At 67.8% G+C, this 24,243-nt stretch carries 25 protein-coding genes and 1 pseudogene; 16 read left to right on the forward strand and 10 right to left on the reverse strand.

The annotated features are described in order from the left end of the window. Positions 1-4: 4 nt before the first annotated feature. Together NOCYR_RS05420 and NOCYR_RS05425 are read right to left on the reverse strand one after the other, a co-directional pair. On the reverse strand, positions 5-841 hold the full coding sequence (locus tag NOCYR_RS05420) for a maleylpyruvate isomerase family mycothiol-dependent enzyme (RefSeq protein WP_014349351.1): 837 nt from the start codon (positions 839-841) through the stop codon (positions 5-7). Next, positions 838-1,341: an HIT family protein gene (locus tag NOCYR_RS05425; protein ID WP_014349352.1), complete on the reverse strand. Its 504-nt coding sequence runs from the start codon at positions 1,339-1,341 to the stop codon at positions 838-840. Before NOCYR_RS05425 ends, NOCYR_RS05420 begins: the two co-directional genes overlap by 4 nt. Before the next feature lie 360 nt (positions 1,342-1,701). On the opposite strand from NOCYR_RS05425, the gene NOCYR_RS05430 reads away from it, so the two are divergent. The 5 genes from NOCYR_RS05430 (at position 1,702) to NOCYR_RS05450 (ending at position 6,337) form a co-directional block, all read left to right on the forward strand. Then, positions 1,702-2,820: a Re/Si-specific NAD(P)(+) transhydrogenase subunit alpha gene (locus NOCYR_RS05430; RefSeq protein ID WP_048832896.1), complete on the forward strand. Its 1,119-nt coding sequence runs from the start codon at positions 1,702-1,704 to the stop codon at positions 2,818-2,820. Further along, on the forward strand, positions 2,820-3,134 hold the full coding sequence (locus tag NOCYR_RS05435; protein WP_014349354.1) for an NAD(P) transhydrogenase subunit alpha: 315 nt from the start codon (positions 2,820-2,822) through the stop codon (positions 3,132-3,134). Before NOCYR_RS05430 ends, NOCYR_RS05435 begins: the two co-directional genes overlap by 1 nt. A 4-nt stretch (positions 3,135-3,138) precedes the next feature. Continuing rightward, a complete protein-coding gene (locus NOCYR_RS05440) occupies positions 3,139-4,560 on the forward strand; it encodes an NAD(P)(+) transhydrogenase (Re/Si-specific) subunit beta (RefSeq protein WP_014349355.1) in 1,422 nt (473 codons plus the stop codon). A gap of 116 nt (positions 4,561-4,676) precedes the next feature. Beyond that, positions 4,677-5,822 (forward strand): DUF5925 domain-containing protein, encoded by a 1,146-nt coding sequence (locus NOCYR_RS05445; RefSeq protein WP_228793267.1) that lies wholly within the window; start codon positions 4,677-4,679, stop codon positions 5,820-5,822. 53 nt (positions 5,823-5,875) lie between these two features. Continuing rightward, a complete protein-coding gene (locus NOCYR_RS05450; protein ID WP_014349357.1) occupies positions 5,876-6,337 on the forward strand; it encodes a nitroreductase family deazaflavin-dependent oxidoreductase in 462 nt (153 codons plus the stop codon). Here the strand turns inward: NOCYR_RS05450 and NOCYR_RS05455 are convergent. After that, positions 6,325-7,461, reverse strand: a pseudogene (locus NOCYR_RS05455) (MFS transporter). The gene NOCYR_RS05450 and the pseudogene NOCYR_RS05455 sit on opposite strands and share 13 nt — an antisense overlap. Positions 7,462-7,505: 44 nt before the next feature. Next, positions 7,506-8,096: a hypothetical protein gene (locus tag NOCYR_RS05460; protein ID WP_014349360.1), complete on the reverse strand. Its 591-nt coding sequence runs from the start codon at positions 8,094-8,096 to the stop codon at positions 7,506-7,508. Positions 8,097-8,217: 121 nt separating this feature from the next. On the opposite strand from NOCYR_RS05460, the gene NOCYR_RS05465 reads away from it, so the two are divergent. After that, entirely contained in the window at positions 8,218-9,174 is a 957-nt protein-coding gene (locus NOCYR_RS05465) for an AraC family transcriptional regulator (RefSeq protein ID WP_014349361.1), read from the forward strand. Then, positions 9,171-9,596 (forward strand): acyl-CoA thioesterase, encoded by a 426-nt coding sequence (locus tag NOCYR_RS05470; RefSeq protein ID WP_014349362.1) that lies wholly within the window; start codon positions 9,171-9,173, stop codon positions 9,594-9,596. Before NOCYR_RS05465 ends, NOCYR_RS05470 begins: the two co-directional genes overlap by 4 nt. Here NOCYR_RS05470 and NOCYR_RS05475 read toward each other — a convergent pair whose 3' ends face one another. The 3 genes from NOCYR_RS05475 to NOCYR_RS05485 form a co-directional block, all read right to left on the reverse strand. Beyond that, the gene (locus tag NOCYR_RS05475) at positions 9,597-10,412 is read right to left on the reverse strand and encodes an SDR family oxidoreductase (protein WP_048833930.1); all 816 of its coding nucleotides are present in this window, start codon (positions 10,410-10,412) and stop codon (positions 9,597-9,599) included. A gap of 81 nt (positions 10,413-10,493) precedes the next feature. Next, complete coding sequence (locus tag NOCYR_RS05480) at positions 10,494-10,988, reverse strand: Lrp/AsnC family transcriptional regulator (protein ID WP_014349364.1); 495 nt, start codon at positions 10,986-10,988, stop codon at positions 10,494-10,496. Positions 10,989-11,103: 115 nt separating this feature from the next. Then, positions 11,104-11,322 (reverse strand): hypothetical protein, encoded by a 219-nt coding sequence (locus NOCYR_RS05485; protein WP_014349365.1) that lies wholly within the window; start codon positions 11,320-11,322, stop codon positions 11,104-11,106. Between the two features lie 526 nt (positions 11,323-11,848). Between NOCYR_RS05485 and pdhA the strand changes: the two genes are divergently transcribed. From pdhA to NOCYR_RS05500, 3 genes are all read left to right on the forward strand, one after another. Further along, a complete protein-coding gene (pdhA, locus tag NOCYR_RS05490; RefSeq protein ID WP_048833931.1) occupies positions 11,849-12,946 on the forward strand; it encodes a pyruvate dehydrogenase (acetyl-transferring) E1 component subunit alpha in 1,098 nt (365 codons plus the stop codon). Then, a complete protein-coding gene (locus tag NOCYR_RS05495; protein WP_014349367.1) occupies positions 12,943-13,917 on the forward strand; it encodes an alpha-ketoacid dehydrogenase subunit beta in 975 nt (324 codons plus the stop codon). Before pdhA ends, NOCYR_RS05495 begins: the two co-directional genes overlap by 4 nt. 102 nt (positions 13,918-14,019) lie before the next feature. After that, positions 14,020-15,405 carry a dihydrolipoamide acetyltransferase family protein gene (locus NOCYR_RS05500; protein ID WP_014349368.1) on the forward strand — a complete coding sequence of 462 codons (1,386 nt, stop codon included), beginning with the start codon at positions 14,020-14,022 and terminating at the stop codon, positions 15,403-15,405. On the opposite strand, the gene NOCYR_RS05505 is transcribed toward NOCYR_RS05500, so the two are convergent. Next, on the reverse strand, positions 15,383-16,651 hold the full coding sequence (locus NOCYR_RS05505; protein WP_014349369.1) for a benzoate/H(+) symporter BenE family transporter: 1,269 nt from the start codon (positions 16,649-16,651) through the stop codon (positions 15,383-15,385). The genes NOCYR_RS05500 and NOCYR_RS05505 overlap by 23 nt on opposite strands. A gap of 179 nt (positions 16,652-16,830) precedes the next feature. Here NOCYR_RS05505 and NOCYR_RS05510 point away from each other — a divergent pair, with 179 nt between their 5' ends. The 6 genes from NOCYR_RS05510 to NOCYR_RS05535 all read left to right on the forward strand — a co-directional run bounded on the left by NOCYR_RS05510 (position 16,831) and on the right by NOCYR_RS05535 (position 22,605). After that, positions 16,831-17,646: a sulfurtransferase gene (locus NOCYR_RS05510; RefSeq protein WP_014349370.1), complete on the forward strand. Its 816-nt coding sequence runs from the start codon at positions 16,831-16,833 to the stop codon at positions 17,644-17,646. A 189-nt stretch (positions 17,647-17,835) separates the two neighbouring features. After that, positions 17,836-18,132 carry a hypothetical protein gene (locus tag NOCYR_RS05515; RefSeq protein WP_014349371.1) on the forward strand — a complete coding sequence of 99 codons (297 nt, stop codon included), beginning with the start codon at positions 17,836-17,838 and terminating at the stop codon, positions 18,130-18,132. 262 nt (positions 18,133-18,394) lie between these two features. Continuing rightward, the gene (locus tag NOCYR_RS05520; protein WP_048832898.1) at positions 18,395-19,876 is read left to right on the forward strand and encodes a hypothetical protein; all 1,482 of its coding nucleotides are present in this window, start codon (positions 18,395-18,397) and stop codon (positions 19,874-19,876) included. Positions 19,877-19,900: 24 nt separating this feature from the next. After that, positions 19,901-20,794 (forward strand): hypothetical protein, encoded by an 894-nt coding sequence (locus tag NOCYR_RS05525; protein ID WP_014349372.1) that lies wholly within the window; start codon positions 19,901-19,903, stop codon positions 20,792-20,794. Positions 20,795-20,969: 175 nt separating this feature from the next. After that, complete coding sequence (locus tag NOCYR_RS05530) at positions 20,970-22,142, forward strand: helix-turn-helix domain-containing protein (RefSeq protein ID WP_048832901.1); 1,173 nt, start codon at positions 20,970-20,972, stop codon at positions 22,140-22,142. A gap of 160 nt (positions 22,143-22,302) precedes the next feature. After that, on the forward strand, positions 22,303-22,605 hold the full coding sequence (locus NOCYR_RS05535; protein WP_048833934.1) for a hypothetical protein: 303 nt from the start codon (positions 22,303-22,305) through the stop codon (positions 22,603-22,605). Between the two features lie 100 nt (positions 22,606-22,705). Here the strand turns inward: NOCYR_RS05535 and NOCYR_RS05540 are convergent, their stop codons facing one another. Together NOCYR_RS05540 and NOCYR_RS05545 are read right to left on the reverse strand one after the other, a co-directional pair. Then, positions 22,706-23,383: an HNH endonuclease family protein gene (locus NOCYR_RS05540; protein WP_048832903.1), complete on the reverse strand. Its 678-nt coding sequence runs from the start codon at positions 23,381-23,383 to the stop codon at positions 22,706-22,708. Between the two features lie 309 nt (positions 23,384-23,692). Then, positions 23,693-24,055: a hypothetical protein gene (locus NOCYR_RS05545; protein ID WP_014349376.1), complete on the reverse strand. Its 363-nt coding sequence runs from the start codon at positions 24,053-24,055 to the stop codon at positions 23,693-23,695. Positions 24,056-24,243: the final 188 nt, after the last annotated feature.

Raw genomic sequence — 24,243 nt, forward strand, 5'->3', positions numbered from 1 at the left:
AGGGTCAGAGGGTGAAGGCGAGGGTGCGCACCAGTCGCCGGCCCAATTCGTCGTCGCCGGCGAAGCCGATCTCGCCCATGCGGGAATCGGCGGTGACGCGGCCGCCGCCGAGGCGCACCATCAGGCCCGAATCCATCGTGATGGTCGTGGTGGCAGGGCCGTCGAGGGCGTCGACATAGCGGGCGCGGCCCTCGACCGCGATGTGGATCGTGCGCGCGAGCGGGCCGGTCAATTCGAAGGTGATCCGCGAACCTTCCGGCGCCTTACCGACTTTGGCGATCACCCGCGGCACCGTCTGCGCGAATTCCTCGAACGCCAGTTCACCGCGCCGCCCGCCCTCGTCGACGCGCACACCGAGCGCGTCGGCGATATCGAGTTCGTGCATCCAGCAGTCGAACAGCCGCACCCGCATGAAGCGGCCGTAGCTCACCGGACCGATCGGCGAGGGGGTCTGTGCCTGCCACTGCGTCTCGTCCATCGACGCCAGCGCCTTGCGCCTGCGCTCGGTGACGTCGCGGAACCGTTGCAGCAGAGCGGATCCGGTGAGCGGGCGCAGCCGCTGGACCCAGATCTCGTTCATCACCGCGACTTCGTTGCGCACGTGCGGCAGCGAATGCACGTCGACCTCGGGCTGCGAGCGATCGCGCGCCGGCGGCTTCTCACCGAGCAGAAACGACTCGGTGCCCACCACATGGGCCACCACATCGAAGACGGTCCAGCCCGGCAGATTCGTCGGCGTGCGCCACACATGCTCTTCCAGGCCGTCGACGAGGGTGGCGATCGCCTCCCACTGCTCCGGCAGCAATGCGGTGAGCTCGGCCTGATTCGGCGTGTCGGTCATCGTGGTGCGGGTCCTTCCCCCGTGCTGGTCTGATCGGTATCGAGTTCGGCTGCGGCCGAGGTGGTTTCGGGCGCAGGATCGAGGGCGTCGAGGCCGGTGCGGATCGCGGCGGCGGTGGAGGCGGCGTCGTGCGGGCGGCGCAGCAGGAAACCGGCGGCGAAGCGCAGCTTGTCGCCATGCTTGCGCGGGACCACGTGCAGGTGCACATGCGGCACCGTCTGGAAGGCCGCGGTGCCGTCGTTGAGGATGAGGTTGGCGCCGTCGGCGGCCAGCCCGCCACGCCGGATCGCCAGCGCCAGCTTGTGCCCGGCGCGGAACAATGCGGCGCCGGTGTCGGGATCGAGGTCCTCGAGTTCGGTGGCATGCCGCTTCGGGACGATCAGGGTGTGGCCGCGCGCGATCGGACGGATGTCGAGAAACGCGCACAGGGTGTCGTCCTCGTACACCTTGGTCGCCGGAGCTTCACCCGCCACGATGCGGCAGAAGACGCAGTCGTTCACACGGCGACCATACGGCGTACGAGTGGCGTGGGACACCCCGCGGCCTGTTCCCGGCGTGATGCCCGTCACTGAATGGGTCGGTCGCGGCCATCGGACCGGCGAACCTACCTCCAGGTGGGTAACCCACCCGGACGTACGCTCTTGTGCCGTTTGTCCTGCTCAGTCACGATCTGACTCCGAAAGGGCAACCTAACCCGGGCGTGGCGTGTGTGACGGGACTCTCAGCTAAGCTCACCGCGGGCCGGGTACAGTTGCCAGGATTTGGTGGAACTTACTCTTCGGTAACTTCGTTCGGCCGTCGTTTCAGCGGCGCTGAGTCGTTCGGTAGAGCTAAGCCAGCACGAGAAGGAAGTCTGACAGGTGGAGACAACGCAAAACGTGGGCGAGGAGTCCCCGCGCGGAGCGCGTGTCGGAGTCGTTCGCGAAACCGGCTCGGGCGAACGACGTGTCGCATTGGTACCCAAGATCATTCCGGCCCTGGCGAAACAGGGTGTGCAGGTGGTCGTGGAATCCGGTGCCGGACTCGGCGCGCTCATTCCCGACGAGGCCTACACCGAGGCCGGTGCGACCATCGGCGATCCGTGGTCGGCCGAGGTCGTGGTCAAGGTGGCCCCGCCCAGCGATGCCGAAGTGGCCAAGCTGTCGTCCGGGCAGACGCTGATCGGGTTCCTGGCCCCGCGCAACGCCGACAACCAGATCGGCGCGCTGAAGTCGGCCGGCGTGCAAGCCTTTGCCGTCGAGGCGATTCCGCGCATCTCGCGCGCGCAGGTGATGGACGCGCTGTCCTCGCAGGCCAACGTGGCCGGCTACAAGGCCGTGCTGCTGGCGGCCTCGGAGTCGACCCGCTTCTTCCCGATGCTCACCACCGCCGCAGGCACCGTGAAGCCCGCGACCGTCCTCGTGCTGGGCGTGGGTGTGGCCGGTCTGCAGGCGCTGGCCACGGCCAAGCGCCTGGGCGGGCGCACCACCGGATACGACGTGCGGCCCGAGGTCGCCGATCAGGTGCGCTCGGTCGGTTCGCAGTGGCTCGATCTCGGTATCGACGCCGCCGGTGAGGGCGGCTACGCCCGTGAGCTCACCGACGAGGAGAAGGCCAAGCAGCAGCAGGCCCTCGAAGACGCCATCAAGGGCTTCGACGTCGTCATCACCACCGCGCTGGTGCCCGGACGCCCGGCGCCGCGCCTGGTCACCGCCGCCGCCGTGGAGGGCATGAAGCCCGGCAGCGTGATCGTCGACCTGGCCGGTGAGACCGGCGGCAACTGCGAGCTGACCGAACCCGGCCAGACCGTGGTCAAGCACGGGGTCACCATCTGCTCGCCGCTGAACCTGCCCGCGACCATGCCCGAGCACGCCAGCGAGCTGTACTCGAAGAACATCGCGGCGCTGCTGGAGCTGATGCTGGTCGACGGCAAGATCGCCCCCGATTTCGACGACCAGGTGCTCGCCGATTCCTGCGTGACGCGCGAGGTGGAGAACTGATGTACACCGAACTGCTTGCCAATATCGCGATCCTGGTGCTGTCCGGCTTCGTCGGATTCGCGGTCATCTCCAAAGTGCCCAATACCCTGCACACCCCGCTGATGTCGGGCACCAACGCCATCCACGGCATCGTGGTGCTCGGCGCGCTGGTGACGCTGGGCAAGGTCGAGGACCCGTCGGTGCTGATGCAGGTGATCCTGTTCGTCGCCGTGGTCTTCGGAACCCTGAACGTCATCGGTGGTTTCGTGGTCACCGACCGCATGCTCGGCATGTTCAAGGGCAAGAAGCCGGCCGCGCAGAAGGCGAGCGAGTAAACCGATGGACAACCTGGTCAACATTCTCTATATCGTCGCGTTCTCGCTGTTCATCTACGGTCTGATGGGCCTGACCGGCCCGAAGACCGCGGTGCGCGGCAACTGGATCGCCGCGGCCGGTATGGCCATCGCGGTGATCGCGACGCTGATCGCGGTGCGTGACACCGGCAACTGGATCCTCATCATCGCCGGCCTCGTGGTCGGTGTGGTGCTCGGCGTTCCGCCGGCCAAGTTCACCAAGATGACCGAGATGCCGCAGCTGGTGGCGGCGTTCAACGGTGTCGGCGGTGGCACGGTCGCGCTGATCGCGTGGGCGGAGTTCCTCGACACCACCGGCTTCTCGAACTTCAAGCACGGTGAAGAGCCGACCGTGCACATCGTGATCGGTTCGCTGTTCGCGGCGATCATCGGTTCGATCTCGTTCTGGGGTTCGCTGATCGCGTTCGGCAAGCTGCAGGAGATCCTGCCCGGCCGCCCGATCGGTCTGGGCAAGCTGCAGCAACCGCTGAACCTGCTGCTGCTGGTCGGCTCGATCGCCGCCGCGGCGTTCATCGGCATCAAGGCGGCCGACGGTGGTGCCTCGCAGCTGTGGATGATCGCGGTGCTCGTGCTCGCCGGCATCCTCGGCCTGATGGTCGTGCTGCCCATCGGCGGCGCCGATATGCCCGTGGTGATCTCGTTGCTCAACGCCCTCACCGGCCTGTCCGCCGCGGCGGCCGGCCTGGCGCTGAACAACACCGCCATGATCGTGGCGGGCATGATCGTCGGCGCGTCCGGCACCATCCTCACCAACCTGATGGCCAAGGCGATGAACCGGTCCATCCCGGCCATCGTGGCCGGCGGGTTCGGTGGCGGCGGTGGCGCCGCGGCCGGTGCCGGTGGCGGTGAGGCCAAGCAGGCCAAGGCCACCTCGGCCGCCGACGCCGCGATCCAGATGGCCTACGCCAACCAGGTCATCGTGGTGCCCGGCTACGGTATGGCCGTCGCGCAGGCCCAGCACGCGGTCAAGGAGATGGCCGAGCTGCTGGAGAAGAAGGGTGTCGAGGTCAAGTACGCCATTCATCCGGTCGCGGGTCGTATGCCCGGCCACATGAACGTGCTGCTGGCCGAGGCGGAGGTGTCCTACGACGCGATGAAGGAAATGGACGACGTCAACGGCGAATTCGCCCGCACCGACGTCGCCCTGGTCATCGGCGCCAACGACGTCACCAACCCGGCCGCCCGCGAGGACTCCTCGAGCCCCATCTACGGCATGCCGGTGCTCAACGTCGACCAGGCCAAGAGCGTCATCGTGCTCAAGCGCTCGATGAACTCCGGCTTCGCCGGCATCGACAACCCGCTGTTCTACGCCGATCACACCTCCATGCTGTTCGGCGACGCCAAGAAGTCCGTCGGTGCGGTCACCGAGGAACTGAAGGCGCTGTAATCCACGCGGTCTCTGCGCGAAACGGCCCGTCGTCCGATGCGGACGGCGGGCCGTCGCGTTGTCCGTGAACCGATATTCGCTGGACGTTACCCGTTCCGGCGCGAAGCATGGTGGCGATGTTCGAACACAGTGAAGCTCTGCGGCTGGTCGGATCTCCGGAGGCGTCCGCGGATGCCACCGGCGGGCTCGACTGGTCGGTCCGGCTCGATTCCTACTATTCCGCGCGCGACGTCCTCGATGTGCTCGCCCTGACGCCGTTCGCGCGCGGCGCGCTGCCCTGCTATCGGAAGGTGCATCTGGAGAAGGTGCGCCCGCAGGCCCTGCTGCGCCCGGCCGGGTCGACGGTCTCGCGGATGATCAACGAGGGCGGCAGCGTGTCGGTGCTGGTGCACGGCGACGGCTGGACCCTGCGGTCGGATCGCTGGGAGGACCGCAGCGGCGTCGTCGAGGTGGTCGCGGTCGACGACGAGCTGGCCGAACGGATCATGGCCGAGGCCACCCACGAGGCGGTGGACGAGACCATCGCCGACGATGTGGTCAAGATGGGTTTCTGGCATCTCGACGAACACCAGGGACCGCGCCGTCGGGTGCTCGACATCTCGACCCCGGCCTGGGCCGATATCCGCGGCAACTACTCCGCGCCGGTCGCGGCCACCCTGGATCGGCTGATGGCGGTGGGAGCGGCCGATATCCGCGGCCGGCTGTTGCTGCTGCACGGCGCGCCCGGCACCGGCAAGACCACCGCGTTGCGCGCGCTCGCGCGATCCTGGGGTCCGTGGTGTCAGGCCGACTGCGTGCTCGACCCGGAGGTGCTGTTCTCCCAGCCCGGCTATCTGATGTCGGCGGCCATGGGGGCCGACGGTGGTGAGCAGGGCGCCGGGCGCTGGCGGCTGCTGGTGCTCGAGGACTGCGATGAGCTGATCCGAGCCGAGGCGAAAGAGTCGGCGGGCCAGGGCCTTTCCCGGCTGCTGAACCTCACCGACGGCATGCTCGGCCAGGGCCGGGATGTGCTGATCGCGATCACCACCAACGAGGACCTGTCGCGTTTGCACCCCGCCGTCACCCGTCCGGGCCGGTGCCTGGCCCAGCTCGAGGTCGGCCGCCTCAGCTATGCCGAATCCCGCACGTGGCTGGGCGAACACGCCGAGCGCGTCGAGGTCCCGCCCAGCGGCGCGACGCTCGCGGAACTGATCGCGTTGCGGGATGGTACCGATCAGATCGTGACGGCGGCGAAAACGCCCGAATCGGGGATGTACCTGTAGATAGAGGGTGGCCCCACCACGACTGGGTCAATGACGCTGTTACCGTCGTCGGCATGCCGAGTGTCGGAGCGAAACTGTTGCGGACGCGGTGGTTCGTGCGGGCGCCCATCTGGGTGTTCCGGGCGCGCCTGGGATTCCTGTTCGGGGGCCGGTTGCTGCTGCTGGAACATCGCGGCCGCAAATCCGGGCAGGTGCGCTACGTGGTGCTGGAGACGGTGGACCGGCCCGACGCCGATACCGTCGTCATCGCCTCCGGCTTCGGCCCCACCTCGCAGTGGTATCGCAATCTGCTGGCCGAACCGCACTGCCGGGTGAGCGTCGGGTGGCGCCACCGCGCGCCCGCCGTGGCGCGCATGCTCGATATCGAAGAGACCGCCGCCGTGCTGGCCGGCTACCGCGTCCGGCATCCCAAGGCCTACCAGGAACTCGGTGGCATCATCGAGGAGGCCACCGGGCAGGGCATCGACACCGTGCCGATGGTCGAGCTGTCGATGCGGGTTGATCATCCCGGCTGAGGTGCGACGACACCGGCGAACACCCCGCACAGCACCACGATCGCCAGCGGCACCACGAACGTGGCGGTGAGCGGGACCAGCGCGGTCAGCCACCCGATCACCGCGGGGCCCGCGAGCAGTCCCACATAACCGATGCTGAACACCCGCGACATATCCGTGGCGGCATTGCCGGAGCCGAGATTGCCCGCGGCGGTGAAGATCTGCGGGATGCCACCGGCCAACCCGAGTCCGCACAACGCCCAGCCGAGCAGGGTGAGTGGCACCCATGGCGACAGCAGGATGAGCAGCAACCCGAGCGCGGCGAGCAGCGAACCGTAGCGCACCACCGCCACCCGGCCGAACGCACCGCTGACCCGGTCGGCGGTGAAACGGCCGAGCGTCATGGTGACCGAGAACGCGCCGAAAGCCAGGGCGGCCGTGGACTCGTCGGTCTCCAGGTGCTCGCGCATCTGCAGCGTGCTCCAGTCATTGGCCACACCCTCGGTGAGCAGCAGCCCGAACGCCAGCGCCGCCAGCGCCCACACCTTGCGCGACCCGCCGCGGCCGGCGGGCTCGGCGCTCTCGTGCTGCGGTGCGGCATGCGGCAACAGCCGGGGCAGACAGGCCAGCACGATGATCACACCGGCGCCCGCCGCCAGCGACATCGTCAGCCACGGCGACCAGCCCAATCGCAAGGTGAGCGCACCGACCAGCGCCCCGAGCAGCCCGCCACCGGAGAACAGCGCATGGAAGGCCTACATGATCGGGCGCCGATACTCCCGCTCCACATGCACCGCTTGGGTATTCATCGACACGTCGAGTGCGCCGTTGCCGAATCCGAACGCCGACAGCGCGATCGCCAGCGTCACCGGCCCGGTCGCCAGGCCGGGACCGATCACGCACACCGACGCCGTCAACCCGGCCACGCCGACCAGCGCCCGGCTGCCGAAGCGGTCGGCGAGCGGCCCGGCCAGCCGCATGCCCACGATTCCGGCGCCCGCCATCAGCAGGATGAACATGCCGAGAGTGGAATGGGCGATGCCGGTGCGCTCGGTGATCGCCGGAATATGCACCACCCACATGGCGAGCAGGAACCCGTTGAGCCCGAAGACGGTGAACACCGCCGCCCGGCCGATCCGCACCATCGGGTCGATTGTCGAGGCACCCACCGCGTCGACGGTACCGCCGCTCACCGGCCCGGACGAGCCGGATCGCCGCCGGCCGCTGCGACCGGGCGCTCGGCGATGCGCATCGCCCAGACGCGGAATTCGCCGAGGTCACCGAGCCCGTCGCGGAGCTCCTGCGGCACGAACGGGGCGGCGACGGCCGCCTGGAACAGGTCGCACAACCCGAGGTGCACCCACTCCCAGACCTTGCTGTTGTACGCCTCGACCACCGGACCGACGCGCGCCCGGATGCTCGCGACCTCGGCGGCGGGTATCCCGGCCCGTTCCAGCCGGGTGATGGTCGCGCGCTGGTCGGACTCGGCGAACTGGGTGTCCAGATACGGTTCCAGCAGGTCGGACCATACGTCGACGCGATTGACATGCGGGATCGCGTTCCGCGCGCAGAACGCGCGGAGCTCATCGCGCTGGGTGGCGGAGATGAACAGCGTGATCCCGGCGCGGGTGCGGATCTCGGGCGGTATGGCGGCCGGGTCGACGTCGCGGATCTCGGTCGCGGCGACCTCGCGCCCATCCGGCGGTAGATCGGCGGCCGAGAGATGCTCGCTGCCGAAGCACACACTCTCGCCGGTGAATACGACCTCGATTGCCCTCATGAACGCCCCCTTTCGTTGCCGTCCATACTGGCACGCACCACCGACAGGATCAGGGATTCGCGGCCCGCACCTAGTCGTTTATCCGGTTCGCCGTCGACCTGCCGCGTCGTACAGTTGGGGAATGGACGCGTTGGCCGGTCTGCTCGAAGGTCCCCGGGCTCGCGGCGCCTTCCTGATGCGATCGGTGCTGCAACCGCCGTGGTCGCTGCGCATCGAGGACGAGGCACCGCTGACGGTGCTCGCCATGATCCGCGGCGGCGCCTGGATCATCACCGATGACGACCCGGCGGGCCGCCGGACCAGCGCCGGTGACGTCGTGGTGTTCAGCGGCGGGCGCCCCTATGTCGTCGCCGACGATCCGTCCACCGAACCGCAGATCATCATCAAACCCGGCCAGGTGACGATGACGCCCGACGGTGAGATCCTCTGCGAGACCCTGAGTCTGGGCGTGCGCGAATGGGGCACCGACCCCCATGGCGAGACCATGATGGTGACCGGGACCTACGAATCGGCCGGTGCGGTGAGCCAGGGGCTGCTGCGCGCGCTGCCGCCGGTCGTCGTGCTGCCGGATGGCGAATGCGATACCCGGCTGCTCGAGCTGCTGGTCGACGAGATGTCCAAGGATCAGCCCGCCCAGGGCGCGGTACTGGACCGGCTGCTCGATCTGCTGCTGATCGCGGCCCTGCGCGCCTGGTTCGCCCGCAACGACGCCCCCGCCTGGTATCACGCCTACGACGATCCGCTGGTCGGCAAGGCCCTGCGGTTGTTGCAGCACAATCCGGCGCACGGCTGGACGGTGGCGAGCCTGGCCTCGGCGGTCGGGGTGTCGCGGGCGGCGCTGGCCCGCCGGTTCACCGATCTGGTGGGGGAGCCGCCGATGGCCTTCCTCACCGAATGGCGGCTGGCGCTGGCCGCCGACCTGCTCCAGGACTCCGATGCCACCATCGAGTCCATCGCCCGTCAGGTGGGCTACGGCAGCGCGTTCGCGCTGAGTTCGGCGTTCAAACGGCAGTTCGGGGTGAGCCCGCGCGACCACCGCCGGGGCGCGGCACCGGCGCCGGTATCGTCGGCCGGGTGACGCAGCAGCAGTATCCGGTGCTCTGGCCGGTGCCCACCCGGTGGGCCGACAACGACCACTACGGTCACGTCAACAACGTGACCTACTACTCGTACTTCGACACCGCGGTCAACGCGTGGTTGATGCACGCCACCGGCACCGATATCCGCGATCTGCCCGCCCTCGGTGTGGTGGCGCAGACCTCGTGCCAGTACCTCGGCTCGATCAGCTTCCCGGACCAGCTCCAGGTCGGCCTGCGGATCTCCCGGCTTGGCCGCTCCAGCATCACCTACGATCTGGCGATCTTCCGTGACGCCGACGGCGAAATGGAACTGGCCGCCACCGGCAACTTCGTGCACGTCTACGTGGACTCCGAGACCCGCAAGCCGGTGGAGATTCCCGAGGTCATCCGCACCGCCGCGGCCCAGCTCGTCACGGACTGATCAGGCCGTCGAATACCGCAGGGCCGCCTGGAACCGGCGCATGCCGTCGAGCCAGCGGTCGTAATCGCTGCCCTTGTAGCGGTACATCTTCAGCACCTCCGGATGCGGGAGGATGAGGAAGGTCTCGGCCTCGATACCGGCGACGACGGTGTCGGCGACCTGCTCAGGGGTGAGTACCGCACCGGCCGTGGTCACCGCCTTGATCGCCAGTTCCGCGGCGTCGGCGTTCTCCGGCGGCATCATCCCGCCGTGCAGCAGTTGGGTGTCGACCCCCATCGGGCACAGGCAGCTGACCCGAATGCCCTTGTCGCCGTAGGTCACCGACAACCATTCGGCGAAGCCGACCGCCGCGTGCTTGGACACCGAATACGGCGCCGACCCGATCTGGGTGAGCAGTCCCGCCGCCGACGCGGTGGTCACGAAGTATCCGCTGCCGCGTTCCAGCCATCCCGGCACGAGCTGGCGCGCCGCACGCACATGCGCGAGCACATTGACCTCGAGCGCGGCCGTCCACTGCGCATCGGTGCTGTCCAGGCCGGGGCCGCCGCCGATGCCTGCATTGGCGAAGAACAGGTCGACCGGACCGAATTCGGCCTCGGCGCGTTCGATGAGCGTGGCGATCACCGCGTCGTCGGCGACATCACCACCCACCGCGATCGCCGCGGCGCCCAGCGAATCCGCGACTTTCCGCGCCGCATCGGCATCGAGATCCGCGACCACGACGCGTGCCCCGCCTGTCACCAGCCGCCGCGCCAGCGCCGCCCCGATCCCTGCTCCGCCTCCGGTGACGATGGCGACTGTGCCCGAAATATCCATGCCCGCACGATAGCCGTCGTCCGGGTCCGGCTTCGGGCGGTCACGCAACGGGCAGCAAGCCGCCGGCTCTTCGGTGTTCGATCAGCCGGATTCGGCGATGCGCTCCAACAGCGGCGATATCCGCGGGCCGACCAATTCCCGCATCACCAGAGCCATATTGGTGCGCTCCACACCCGGGATCTTCAGGATGCGCCCGGTGATGCGGTAGAGATCATCGGCGTCGCGAGCCACCACCCGCACGGTGAGATCGGTGGCGCCGGTCATCCCGCACACCTCGGTGACCTCGGGGACTTCCGCGAGTTCATCGACCACGGGATCGAGTTTGTGCTGGTCGACGACCACCGCGACGAATGCTGCCAGCGGATAGCCGAGCGCCCGCGCCTCCACCCGCCGCTCGAAACTGGCGAGCACGCCATTGGCCTCCCAGCGCGCCAGCCGCGCCTGCACCGTATTGCGTGACAACCCCAGCCGCGCGGCCAGCTCGACGCCGGTCGCCCGCGGGTTGTCCACCAGCTCCAGCAGCAACCGCGCGTCGGTGGCGTCGACGGCGGGATCGGCGAGCTCTCGACCGGTCATATATCGCATGATGGCACGCCCGGGTCGCCCGCAGGGGTGATCAGCGCACCCGGCGGCCATCATGCGACCGGCACGGGCGGAATGCTCCGCCCGTGCCATCGACTAGGGGATAGGCCTAGGTGCAGTGGATCGACGAGCCGCACATCAGGCGATCGATCAGCGAAAGCACTGCGCTACCCGACGACGCCCCACCCGGTGCGGGCTCACCCGGTGCGACCACGGGGGTGACCATCGGGGTGACGGGCAGCGGCTCGGCGAGAGCCGGGCCCGCGGCGAGAACGGTGCCGAGAGCCAGTGCCGCGACGCCTGCGCCGAGCAGCTTGGGGAACGACATGATGAATCCTTTGTTCGGTGCGATGAGAGGGACCCGGTCGCGGATCGGACCGAGCCGTGCGGCATCGCCAGAGCCGGCATCTCGACGGCGACGCGGGGCGCGGACGGCCGAATGTGCCCTTCTGCTAACAGGTTTGGCCGGGCCGCGCGGCCCACGGAGACTATCGGGGCGCCTGCCGGGCCGTTACAGCCGCAATTCCGGCGGTGTGTGGTCGGCAGGCCCGGGTCGCCCGCTCCCGTCTTGTACGAGAGACGCGCGAGCCGGTGCACGACTACACCGAACCTGCGCGGTCGTCGGCCCGCCCACCGGCTCTGCTCGGCGGCCGGTTTCTGCGTCGTAGCAGGGGCGATGCACGCGACGCCGGGTAGTTGATCTGTCACAACGTGCAATATGACCGGGGAGTCACCCCTGGAATCGAGCATTCTGCTCAGTTTCGTGTCGCTCGCTTGCGCACATCGCCGGATCGTGGATGCTGTGTGATACAGGACACAATCCTGACTCCGACGTGCAGGAGGCGGTGAAGGAGATGCTCGGTAAACCCAGCTATCCGGTACAACTGATCCAGCCCGACGGCCGGCGCGTCCTCGACCGGGAACATGCCGCGGTGGTCGCCGATATCGGGCCCGACAAGCTGCGCGATCTCTACGAAGACCTGGTGGTGACCCGTCGCATCGACACCGAGGCCACGGCCTTACAGCGGCAGGGGCAGCTCGGGCTGTGGGCGCCGTTGCTCGGCCAGGAGGCCGCGCAGGTGGGTTCGGCGCGTGCCCTGCACCCCGACGACTACGTGTTCTGTAGCTACCGGGAGGCGGCTGTCGCCTATTGCCGCGGCGTCGATCCGGCTCAGCTGACCCGGATGTGGCGCGGTGTCGCCCATTCCTGCTGGGATCCCGATGTCATCAAGACGACCAATCCGGCCATCGTGGTCGGCGCGCAGGGCCTGCACGCCACGGGTTACGCCTACGCCGCGCATCTGGAAGGCGCCGATATCGCCACCATCGCCTATTTCGGCGACGGCGCCACCAGTCAGGGCGATATCGCCGAGGCACTGGGATTCGCGGCGAGCTGGAGCGCGCCGGTGGTGTTCTTCTGCCAGAACAACCACTGGGCGATCAGCGAACCGGTCCGGTTGCAGAGCGCCACCCCCATCGCCCAGCGCGCCCTCGGCTACGGCATCCCCTCGGTACAGGTCGACGGCAACGATGTGCTGGCCGTGCTCGCCGTCACCCGGCAGGCGCTGGCCCGTGCGCACGCCGGCGGCGGCCCGTCGTTCATCGAGGCGATCACCTACCGGATGGGCCCGCACACCACCGCCGACGATCCGACCCGCTACCGCTCCGACGCCGAAACCGAGGAGTGGAAGAAGCGCGACCCGATCGATCGGGTGCACCGGCTGCTCGGCCGGGAGAATCTGCTGGACGAGCAGTTCGAGCAGCGGGTCCGCGACAGGGCCGACGAGATCGCCTCCGTGGTCCGCACCGCGACCATCACGATGCCCGATCCCGACCCGATGGAGCTGTTCGAGCACGTCTACAGCACCGAGCATCCGCTGATCGCCGAACAACGGCGCGCGTACGCACAGCACCTGGCCGCCCACGCGTCAACGGAAGGAGTCCCGTCATGATCACCACCTTCGCCGCCGCACTCAATACCGGTCTGCGCCGGGCACTGGAGGACGACCCGAAGGTGCTGCTCATGGGCGAGGACATCGGCCGCCTCGGCGGGGTGTTCCGGGTGACCGACACCCTGCAGAAGGATTTCGGCAACAACCGCGTCATCGATGCGCCGCTGGCCGAATCCGGCATCATCGGCACCGCGTTCGGCATGGCGCTGCGCGGATTCCGTCCGGTGTGTGAGATCCAATTCGACGGTTTCGTCTATCCGGCCTTCGACCAGATCGTGTCCCAGGTGGCCAAGATCCACTATCGCACCCAGGGAAAGGTGAAGGCGCCGATCACCATTCGCATTCCGTTCGGCGGCGGCATCGGTTCGGTCGAGCATCATTCCGAATCGCCGGAGGCCTATTTCGCGCACACCGCCGGTCTGCGGGTGATGACGCCGAGCAACCCGGCCGACGCGTATGTGATGATCCGCCAGGCGATCGCGCTCGACGATCCGGTGATCTTCTTCGAACCCAAGCGCCGCTACTGGGACAAGGCCGACGTCGATTTCGACGCCCCCGCCGAGCTCGCCCCGGATCGCGCCCGGGTCTGCGGCGAGGGCACCGACGCCACCCTCGTCGCCTATGGCGGCACCGTCGCCACCGCGCTGGGGGCTGCGAAAATAGCCGCCGAGGAAGGGCATTCGCTCGAGGTGATCGATCTGCGCAGCCTCTCACCGATCGACTTCGACACCGTCGAAGAGTCGGTGGCCAAGACCGGACGGCTGATCGTGGTGCACGAGGCGCCGGTCTTCGCCGGGCTCGGCGCGGAAATCGCGGCGCGGATCACCGAACGCTGCTTCTATCACCTGGAGGCGCCGGTGCTGCGCGTCGGCGGCTTCGATATCCCGTATCCGCCTGCCAAACTCGAAAAGCACCATCTGCCCGACCCGGATCGCATTCTCGCGGCCGTGGATCGCTCGCTGGCCGCGTGACGTGATTGCGCCTCGACGGCCTGCCGCACCACGCGGACGTCGTCGGGGCGGCACAATCGCAGACAGCCAGCGACCAGCTCGATCGAGACCGAGGTGCCTTTCGTGAACGAACCGCGTGCCGACGACCCGAACCAGGTGCTGGAATTCCGGCTGCCCGATCTGGGGGAGGGCCTGACCGACGCCGAACTGCAATCGTGGTCGGTGGCCGTCGGCGACGCCGTCGAGCTGAATCAGACCATCGCCGAGGTGGAGACGGCCAAGGCGGTGGTGGCGTTGCCGTCACCGTTCGCGGGCACGGTGGTGGAACTGCTGGTCGAGCCGGGGGCGACGGTGCCGGTCGGCGCGCCGCTGATCCGGGTGCGGACCACGGCGCCCGCCACACCGGAGGCGCCCGTCGTCACGGCGGATTCCGCGCCCGCGAAGCCCGCTGAGCCGGAGCGCACGTCGGTGCTGGTCGGATACGGCCCGGAAGGGGAGGCGGTGTCGCGGCGACGCCGCCCCGCCGAGCCGGTCAACGCCGCCCATCCGCAGAGCTCGGCGGCGAACGGGAAACAGTCGACCGCTGCCCGCGCCGCAGCAACCCCCGCAGCCCGGAAACTGGCCAAAGAGCTGGGCATCGACCTGTGGTACGTCGCGGGTTCCGGCCCGCAGGGCGCGGTCACCGTCGACGACGTCCGTTCGGCGGTCCCGGTCTCCTCGCCGCGGGTCCGCGCCGCCGAGCCCGCCGCAGCGCCCGCCACGACCGAGACTCCGGCGGGAGCCGAATCCGGCGTCGTGCGTCCGCCCGCCCGCGAAGAGCGCACCCCCATCAGCGGGGTCCGCAAACGCACCGCCGCCGCCATGGTCGCCAGCGCGCGCACCATCCCGCAGGCCGGTGCCTCGATCACGGTGGACTGCACGGCGAGCATGGAACTGCTCGACCATCTGCGCACCACCGCGCCGTTCACCGGATTGACGCTGACCCCGCTGGCACTGGTGGCGAAATCGGTGCTGGCCGCGCTGGCGGAATTCCCGGGCCTGAACGCCTATTGGGACGAGGCGAATCAGGAGATCGTCACCAAGCACTACGTCAATCTCGGGATCGCGGTGGCCACCGACCGCGGCCTGCTGGTACCCAATATCAAGGACGCGCACGCGTTGAGCCTGCGCGATCTGTGCCGGGAGATCGGCTGGCTGGTCGATGTCGCCCGCGCGGGCAATGCCGCGCCCACCGACCTGCGCGGCGGTACCTTCACCATCTCCAATGTCGGCGTCTTCGGCGTCGACGCCGGTATGCCGCTGGTCAATCCGGGGGAGGCGGCGATCCTGTGCCTCGGCGCGATCACCAAGCGCCCCTGGGTGGTGCGCGATGAGCTCGCCATTCGCTGGGTCACCACGCTGACGCTCAGTTTCGACCACCGCATGATCGACGGCGAACAGGCCGCGCGGTTCCTGGCGACCACGGCCGGGTTGCTGGAGGATCCGCTCACTCTGCTGAGCCGTTTGTAGCCTGCTCGGTCGCCGGGCGTGCGGTTCGGCGGCGCAAGGTGTAGCGCACGATCAGACCCGCGATCACCGCCCAGAACGCCGAGCCGATACCGAGGAAAGCGATCCCGGACGCGGCGACCAGGAACGTGACCACGCCTGCCTCCCGATCCTGTTCCGAGGCCAGCGCAGCCGCCAGCGCCGCGGCGAGGGTGGGCAGCAAGGCCAGTCCCGCAACGGTTTCCAGGGTTCCCGCCGGAGCGACGGCGATGACGTTGACCAGTGCGGCCGAACCGAGCCCGAGCAGGAGATAGCTCGCACCCGCGGTGCAGCCGGCGATCCAGCGGCGCCGCGGATCCGGATGGGCGGCCGGTGCGGCGGACAGGGCCGCGCTGATGGCGGCGAGATTGATCGCGTGGCCACCGGCGGGCGCACCGGCGACGGTGCCGAGTCCGGTCACCGTCATCGCGGCACGCCAGGGCACGCGGTAGTCGAACGAGCACAGGACGGCGACGCCGGGGATGTTCTGCGACGCCATGGTCACGACATAGAGCGGCACCGCGATGCTGATCATGGCCTGCCAACTCCACTGCGGCACAGTCAGTTCGACCGACGGTACCATGGCGGCGAGATCGAGGTGCTTGTGCCCGGCGACGATGCCGACGCCCACCCCGACCGCGGCCGCGCCGAACGCCGCGAGCACCGCCCAGCGCGCGGCGACGCGACGCATGATCAGCCATACCGCGATCACCGGCACCACCACCGCCGGGCTGGTCTGCACCGCCCGCACCGGCGCCAGGCACAGCGATATCAGCACGCCTGCCAGCATGGCCTGCGCGATCTCCATCGGGATCGCGGCGACCAGGTCGGCGAGTCGCCGCGACAGTCCGGTGGCCACGATCAGTACACCGGTCGCCACGAACGCGCCGACGGCCGCGGCCCAGCCGCCCGCCACCACTCCGGTGCCTGCGAGCAGCGCAGCACCGGGCGTGGACCAGGCCAGGGTGATCGGCATCCGGAACCGGTAACTCAGCACCAACATGCCGACGGCCTGGGCGAGGCAGAGCGCGAGCAGCCCCGACGCGGCTTGTGCGGGAGTGGCGCCGACCGCCGTCAGGCCGCTGAGCACCACGGCGAACGAGCTGGTGAAGCCGACCAGCGCGGTGATCACGCCCGCGCCGATCGGCTGGGTGATGTCGCGTGCGCCGGATGAACTCGTGGCGGGGTCGGTGGTCGGCGGCGCGGCGGTGGACGGCGATTTCTGCGACATTGTGGCGATATTGCGCCGGTCCGGGCGTGCTGTCCCGAGCCAGTCGATGAGAACTGGCCTGAAATCGTGCTCGCGTGCGTTCGGCCGGCTTTTTCCGGGTCACCGCACGAGAGCGCGGACCTGGCCGTACGCTGGGAGGCGACGGGCTCGACGAGGCGGGATCTGAACGAGGAGCTGGGGTGCGGCCGGTACTCATTTCGGCGGACGAACTGCGGGACGCGTTGTCGGACAATCGAGTACGGCTACTCGATGTCCGCTGGGCGCTGGGCGATCCGGACGGCCCGCAACACTATCTGGACGGGCATATTCCCGGCGCGGTCTTCGTCGACCTGGAGACCGAACTCGCCGCGCCGCCCTCACCCGCGCGCGGCAGGCATCCGCTGCCCGATATCGGTCAGCTGGAGAAATGCGCCCGCAGCTGGGGCGTGTGCACCGGCGACACCGTCGTCGTCTACGACGCGACCGGCGGTATGGCGGCCGCCCGCGCCTGGTGGCTGCTGCGCTGGGCGGGAGTGGCCGATGTGCGCATCCTCGACGGCGGCCTGCCCGCCTGGACCGCGACCGGCGCCGAGCTGGCCACCGGCGCCGAGCCCGACCCCGCCGACGGGGACGTCGAGCTGAGTCCGAACCATCTGCCCGTCATCGATGCCGACACCGCCGCCCGCTGGCCGGGTGCGCTGCTCGATGCGCGGGCCGGCGAACGTTTCCGCGGCGAACAGGAGCCGATCGACCCCCGCGCCGGTCATATCCCGGGCGCCATCAGCGCACCCACCGCCGAGAACCTCACCGCCGACGGCCACTTCCGCAGCCCCGATGAACTGCGCAAACGTTTCGCCGACTGCGCTGGCCCGGTCGCGGTCTACTGCGGTTCGGGCGTCACCGCCGCCCACCAGATCGCGGCGCTCGCCGTCGCTGGTATCGATGCCGCGCTGTATCCGGGGTCGTGGTCGCAGTGGTCGAACGACCCGAAACGAGTGGTCGCCACCGGGGAGTGAGCGCTGCCGGAAACCGGTGGTGGCGCTTCCAAAAGCTCGCTGGCCGTTGCACCCCTTCGCCGGTTTGTGATGCGATTGCCGACCACGATGCGGCGATGAGGAAAATACCTCGATCTGCTATTCGATCACCGACCTAACACAGCCGACGGGCGAAGGGTCGATTGCCCGTCGAAAGCAAGGGGGGCGATCATGTCGGTCAAGGTTGATCCAGATGCGCTACGTGCCTGGGCACAATGGTTGGACGGGCTATCCGATTCCATAGAGCAGATGGCTGCGGACGTGACCGTCGGGTTCGGCGCGTCGATTCCAGGGACAGACCTACCCAGCACCCTCAACGACACTCGCGAGCGGATCAAGAACACGTTGAGTTCGTTCGCGTCGCGGCCTGCGGAAATGGCTGAGATCGCTCGGGGAAACGGGGATAACTACGAGATCACCGACGACAGTTTCGCGGCCAAGCTTCAGGGCATGGGTGGCCTGTCGTGACGGAGCGTGGCCTACGCATTTCGGAGGTCAACGGCTGGGAACTCGACAAGCTCGGACTCGACGCCACATCGCTCGGTCGACTGGTGACCAAGTTGGAGGGCGCGTTGCAGTCGATGTTGATCGAGCAAGACGACCTTGCTGAGTCATGGAATGGACCCGGCGCGAGTGCCGCTGCGGATCGGGTGGTCAACGAGAAGACCGCGGGTAGCCACATCTGCGCAAAGATCGACGACATCAAGGATCTATTGGCGGGTTGGCAGTCATGGCCGAAGCCGGACGTTACACCACCGAAATGCTGCAATCGCTCCAGCACGCCAAGGGCGTCGCGGACAGCGTGCAGACCCGGTTGACGACGCTCAACTCCGAGCTGTCCACGCTCATGATCCAAGAAGCTCCTTCGAAGGCCATCCGCACCAGCGGACTTGTCCCCGGCCTGCCGCCGGACACCACTATTCCTGCCGACCTCGGACCGCTTGGAACGGTTCAAAGCTTGCAGGAAGGTATCCCAGTCACGTACACGTCTCCGGACGGTAAAACGACCACGATCACCCCGAATCCCGACGGGACACGGACGGTCGCGCAGTCATTCACGGGTCCAGACGGATCAACGACCACAACGACCAGCGTCAACGGCGCGCCGCCGACAACGACCGTGACTACTACCCGGCCGGATGGATCGGGGATCGTCGATAGCACGATCACCGGGCCGGATGGGAAAACGCAACGTGTTCAGACCGTCCCCAAGGGACAAGGGAAATCCACCACCTATGCCGTTAATCCGGATGGATCTCTCGGCGCACAGTTATCCGAGTCGTATCCGGCCCCTAACGGGGGTGTGATTACCGACGCACCCGGCCCGAACGGTGAGCTCGACCGGCAATGGGTTCGGCCGGATGGTTTCAGGGCGTTCGAGCAGTACGTTGTCGGGCCGGATGGGCAACAACACCTGGCCGGAACCTCGAACTCCGCTGGGATGAACTCCGTGATGAACCCTGATGGCACGATCAAGACGACTTTCGCCGATGGACGTACGGCTCAGACCGGCCAGCTTGCCGATGGCCGGATCGTCACTCAGTTCGAAGACGGGTCTGTTCTCGGATACGACCCGGAGAAGTCTGTACCGGGGACACCGAAGCAATCGACGTGGGATGTCGTGAAAACCTGGACCGGGGGCCAATGGGACGGCCTGTACTCGTCGACCGTGGGCACGGTTGACGCGCATCCCGTCGCGACCGGCGTTGGTCTGGGTGCGAGTGCGGTCAGCGAGTGGACCGCCCGGGCCGGGGGAACGATGGCCGAGGACGCAGCAGTTGCGGCAGGTAGATCGGCGGAATTCTCGGCACGCGCCATCGACATGCTCGATTCTGGCACACCGGGTGCTGGGCGGGCGATGGTCGATTCGATGGACGCCGCAGCCGATGCCGCGTCGAGGGCGTCGACTGCCGACATCCTGAAGAACACCGGGAAGTACGGCGGGTGGGCCGCAACGGCCGGTATCAACTCGTACATCAACTGGGACGACTGGGCGCACAACGGAAAACCGGGGGACGAGGCGATCGCGAATGCGGTCGGTGGTACGGCGGGCGGGATCGCTGGTGGCTGGGCGGGCGCCGCGGCGGGTGCGGCCCTTTGCGCTCCCACGGGACCAATCGGCTCCGCCTTTTGCGCCGGCGTCGGCGCAGCGTTGGGTGGATTTGTCATCGGGTCAGCCGGCGCGTATGCCGTCGAGCAGCCGTTCAAGTAGTCCAATCACCCCAGGAGGATCCTCTTGTCCGAGAATGAGAATGGTGTCGCGACGCCATTACTTCCTTGGCCGACCGGCTGGGGTAAGCCACGGCCGAGAGGCCCGCTTGTTTTCGCCGCAGGACTGTTCACCATTGGCGCGCTGATATCCATTCCGTACACAATCGACGCCGTATCGGAAGGCAACGATCTGCGGGCGTTCTACGGTGGTGCGATCGGGCTGGTCGGCATTACAACCGTCGCCGTGATCTTGCCCATCCTTCGAGTCCGTCGCACGCGGATGCCTCGGGATGTCGAAGTCGGTGAGCAAGACGACGGACTGTCGACTCTTCGAATCTACTATGTGACCTACTGGCGGCGGGCACTGACAGCTTGGCTGGCTGTGGGCGCGGCGTTTCTCGTGATCCGCGGACTGATGTTCATTTTCAGTATCTCGAGTGACACGACCAGCTCAGGTCGATCTGCCGTCGCGGGTGGGGGTCTTCTGGTCGTACTCATTGCATTGGCGTTGGCTGTCGCCGTCGGGCTTCATCTGTACTCCTCGCGCAATCGGCGAGGGCTTGTCACGTTGACGCGAGATGGAGTATCCCTTCGTTTCGGCGGAACCGTGAGTTCGGTCGGTTGGGACGACATCGGCGATGTCATCCCGTGCATTGCCAACAACGCCCACACTGTGCGGATAGTGCCCGCACAAGGGAAGAAGATCGATGTCACCAGCGGCAAGAGTCTGATCGACCGTCTGCAAGCAGGTCTGCTCGAACGCAGGATCGATATTCCTGTGTGGGTCCTCGGCATGGATCCGGCTTTCTTTTTCCACACCGTCCGCTTCTATTGGCAACACCCCGAGTCCCGAGACGAGCTGAGTACGGATGCGGTCATCGAGCGGATGCGAAGGGGCGACGTCGCCGTTGATGTGTGACGACGGACCTGCCCTAGTTATTGGGGCGAACGCGCCGGACATCGGTCGGACAAACCGCTGACGCGGGTGAGCAGGTAGCCGCCGGTTCTGAGTACCAGGGCGCCGAGGATCAGCGCCGCGGCCACACCTCCGGGACTCCAGTGCGCAATATCGGTGACAGCCTTAGCCTGGAGTGATGGATCTGGGGCAACGGCTGCGATCGGTTCGGAAGCGGCGCGGGTTCAATCAGCGCGAGCTAGCAGATATCTCGGGTGTCTCGTTGTCTTTGATCCGGAAACTCGAACAAGGAGACCGGTCGACCGCGCGGCTGGAGACAGTGCGCAAACTCGCTGTCGCATTGCGTGTTCGCACGTCCACATTGCAGGACGGACCGGCTGATGCCGAACATGCAGACCCTGATACAGCGGATCTGTGGGAGCCGGTCCGGCGTGCCCTGTCGGGGCCGAGCTGCGCGCCGAGTGATGAGGATGATCATCCGACCAACGCCGGAGTGCAGGCGGGCTACGAGGCGTTGATGCCGATGATCGATGCACATCGTTATCGCGACATCGCCGCGCTGCTGCCGCCGTTGCTGCGCGACGCCGAGATGCTCGGTGATCACGAAGGCAGGGCGATCCGGGCCCGGTTGCTCAGTCTCACCGGCTGGATGCTCACTCAGAATCGGCAGTTCGACATCGCTGCTATGACGTTGGATCAAGCCATCGACACCGCTCCTGAGCGCGGGATCGCGGTCGGCGCGGTGAATGTCGCAGTATGGTCACATCTGCGGCAGGGCGATCTGACGGCCGCGCGCGATCTTGCCGTGCGCTGGGCCGACGACATCGAACCCCGATTCTCACGTGCGACGGCATCACAACTCGCGCTGTGGGGTCGGCTGTGGCTCTACGTCGCCAATGTCGAGGTGCGGGACAACTCGCCGGGCACGACCGATGACGCCTTGAGGCTTGCACGATCGGCGGCGGTGCGAATCGGTCGCGAGGTGCTGTACGACCCGAATCCGAACCGGCTGTTCGGTCCGATCACTGTCGCACAGATCACCGGCGAGTGTGCGGTGATCGCCGAGCAGCCGACCACAACACTCGACATCGCGGAGCGGCTACCCGTCGCTGTCCTGTCACCGACGGCGGCGGGGAGATTGCGTCATCGGTTGGATGTGGCGAACGCGCACACACAGTTGCGGCAGTTCGGCGAAGCGGTGCAGACGCTGCGAGAAGTCCGCTCGGCTGCGCCGGAATGGCTCGTCCAGCAGCGTTACGCGCGGGACATACTCGGCCGGATAGTTCGGGAACGACGCACTCTCACTCCGGAAATGCGGGATCTCGCCGACTCGGTTCGACTCGACTACTGAGAATGTGAATCTCGATCCCTACGTGACACTTTCGTCGGACGCAGCCTCGATGTGCCACAGACCTGTACTGCTCTTGCGGTGAGACTCGGTTCGACCTAACCGCCAGGTGCCCGACAGCCCGGGCGGTGGGGTGAACCCAACCGCAGAGCAGGGGGTCGGAGTGAATGAACCGATAGCGCTCGGATGGATCGACCACGACGTGAGCGTCGCAATTGGGTGGGATCGAGCGCAGATGCGACGGCTCGCACGGCGTCTCGGGTACCAGCTCGTCTGGCCGGATGAGCGCTCGATGCTGCCGGTGGCCGACCAGGCTCGCGACGCGGGGGCCGACGCAGTGATCCTGCCTACCCCGGATCACCTGGGCCCGTTGGAGTTGAACCGCGTGATGAACGTCGCTGACGTGGAGACGGTCATCCCTCGGTTGTCCTTTGCCCGATGGAGCATTCGGCAGACGTCGCGGTGAACGGGTGGACGACGGCAGGATGGATCGTTGCGACCGGGATACCCATACTGGTGATCGCCTGGACGATCTGGTGGCCAGGCGAGTAGTTGCGCCCGGCGTCTCAGGTCGGGCAGGTGACGGCGATCGACCGCAGCGCCGCGTGGTCGGCGGCGGTGATCGGCAGGTCGTAGCGAATGGCCACGGTCAGATATTTGCCGGCGTAGAAGCAGTGGCCCGGGCGAGATGGTGGCAGCCATTCTCCCGGTGTGCTGTCGCCCTTGGCCTGGTTGGCGGCGCGGGTGGTGGCCTGCAGGTTGTAGTCGATGTCGTTGGCGAAGCCGACGCGGCGCTCGAGTGGCCATGCGGCGGCACCCATGTCCCAGGCGGCGGCCAGCGGGTAGACGTGGTCGATCGGTACGTCCTTGGCGTCGGATTTGCTGAACGTCACCCGGGTGCCGGTGTACGGATCGGCCAGCGTACCGGCGACCACCACGCAGTCGCGGGTGCCCGGCCGATAGGCGACGCCGGTGAGCTGGCGGGCCAGCACATTGTTGCGGGTATCGCAGCCGTCGTGCCCGCCCGTTCCCTCGTAATCGTCGGACCAGGCGGGCCCGAACACGCAGGACTCGCCGTCCCGGCAGCCGCGTTCGTAGCCGCCCGGATGCGGCCGCGTCTGGACCACCCGAACGGTCGCGAGCAATCGCTCGACCTCGGCGCGGGGCGGACTGCCCGGAGCGGGCGTCGTCGGCTGAGCGCAGCCACTGACCAGGCACAACGCGGCGAGCAGCACACCAACCACGGGCGTCGCGCCGCGCCGTGCACACGGGAATCGAGTGCGCCGCGTCCGGAGCAGGAGGGTGCCGACGCCATGATCCGCGCACAGCTCGCCCGCACCCGAAATTCGCTGACGCACCCCGCCGGCGCGGCGCCGGCGCGCCGCCCATCTCCATAGCGCCGACCACGCCGCTACCGCAGCACCGACGGCTCGGGCCGAATACGGCCCGGGCACCGGTGCTGTCGAGACCTGCTGTCGCTTCCCCACCCGCATGGAGAAGTTGTACCGGTACCCACCGACAGACAGCGGCATCCGGTGCGGGCAGGGCGGGACTTACAGCCAGGCGCGGGCCAGCAGCTCGTCGGCGGTGTCCTGGACGCCGTGCGGCGGGAAACGGGTCGCGGCCAAGGTGCTGCTGTGGGTGCCGTCGTGGCCGATCACCCAGGAGCCGCCGCGGTCTTCGCATTCGGCGATCTTGGCGAAGGTGGTGAGCAGGAAGGTGATCGCGTCGTGCGGGTCGGCGGTGTGCGCCAGCCGCTGCGATTCACCCGGACGGGACAGATCCAGCCAGACGCCGGATTCGCCGTCCAGCCGCATCCCGACGATGCAGTGGGTGTTGACGAAGGTGAATTTGCGCCGTTCCCAGGGTGTGGTCGGCGTGTAGCTCTGCTCGAGAACCTGGAGCAGAATCGTCATGCTGCTGCCCTCCGCTGTGTATGCCGCCGTTGTGTGTGAGTGACCGCGCTGTCATGCTGCGGGCGTCTGGTGGACGCCGCTGCCTGGTTGTCGAAAGACTCCGCTACCGCGCCTGCCGAGCGTCTGAAACTCCGCGGTGACCAGCGGATACGCCAAGTATCGTCCGCGTGGGCCGATAAATCCAGAGC

It is taken from the genome of Nocardia cyriacigeorgica GUH-2 (assembly GCF_000284035.1).
Taxonomy (GTDB): domain Bacteria; phylum Actinomycetota; class Actinomycetes; order Mycobacteriales; family Mycobacteriaceae; genus Nocardia; species Nocardia cyriacigeorgica_B.

What these genes read in the sequence shown, in the direction of transcription:
- NOCYR_RS05420 (WP_014349351.1), bottom strand. Translation starts at nt 841, where the DNA reads ATGACCGACACGCCGAATCAGGCCGAGCTCACCGCATTGCTGCCGGAG.
- NOCYR_RS05435 (WP_014349354.1), top strand. Translation starts at nt 2,820, where the DNA reads ATGTACACCGAACTGCTTGCCAATATCGCGATCCTGGTGCTGTCCGGC.
- NOCYR_RS05440 (WP_014349355.1), top strand. Translation starts at nt 3,139, where the DNA reads ATGGACAACCTGGTCAACATTCTCTATATCGTCGCGTTCTCGCTGTTC.
- NOCYR_RS05445 (WP_228793267.1), top strand. Translation starts at nt 4,677, where the DNA reads ATGTTCGAACACAGTGAAGCTCTGCGGCTGGTCGGATCTCCGGAGGCG.
- NOCYR_RS05450 (WP_014349357.1), top strand. Translation starts at nt 5,876, where the DNA reads ATGCCGAGTGTCGGAGCGAAACTGTTGCGGACGCGGTGGTTCGTGCGG.
- NOCYR_RS05460 (WP_014349360.1), bottom strand. Translation starts at nt 8,096, where the DNA reads ATGAGGGCAATCGAGGTCGTATTCACCGGCGAGAGTGTGTGCTTCGGC.
- NOCYR_RS05465 (WP_014349361.1), top strand. Translation starts at nt 8,218, where the DNA reads ATGGACGCGTTGGCCGGTCTGCTCGAAGGTCCCCGGGCTCGCGGCGCC.
- NOCYR_RS05475 (WP_048833930.1), bottom strand. Translation starts at nt 10,412, where the DNA reads ATGGATATTTCGGGCACAGTCGCCATCGTCACCGGAGGCGGAGCAGGG.
- NOCYR_RS05480 (WP_014349364.1), bottom strand. Translation starts at nt 10,988, where the DNA reads ATGACCGGTCGAGAGCTCGCCGATCCCGCCGTCGACGCCACCGACGCG.
- NOCYR_RS05485 (WP_014349365.1), bottom strand. Translation starts at nt 11,322, where the DNA reads ATGTCGTTCCCCAAGCTGCTCGGCGCAGGCGTCGCGGCACTGGCTCTC.
- pdhA (WP_048833931.1), top strand. Translation starts at nt 11,849, where the DNA reads ATGCTCGGTAAACCCAGCTATCCGGTACAACTGATCCAGCCCGACGGC.
- NOCYR_RS05495 (WP_014349367.1), top strand. Translation starts at nt 12,943, where the DNA reads ATGATCACCACCTTCGCCGCCGCACTCAATACCGGTCTGCGCCGGGCA.
- NOCYR_RS05505 (WP_014349369.1), bottom strand. Translation starts at nt 16,651, where the DNA reads ATGTCGCAGAAATCGCCGTCCACCGCCGCGCCGCCGACCACCGACCCC.
- NOCYR_RS05515 (WP_014349371.1), top strand. Translation starts at nt 17,836, where the DNA reads ATGTCGGTCAAGGTTGATCCAGATGCGCTACGTGCCTGGGCACAATGG.
- NOCYR_RS05520 (WP_048832898.1), top strand. Translation starts at nt 18,395, where the DNA reads ATGGCCGAAGCCGGACGTTACACCACCGAAATGCTGCAATCGCTCCAG.
- NOCYR_RS05530 (WP_048832901.1), top strand. Translation starts at nt 20,970, where the DNA reads ATGGATCTGGGGCAACGGCTGCGATCGGTTCGGAAGCGGCGCGGGTTC.
- NOCYR_RS05545 (WP_014349376.1), bottom strand. Translation starts at nt 24,055, where the DNA reads ATGACGATTCTGCTCCAGGTTCTCGAGCAGAGCTACACGCCGACCACA.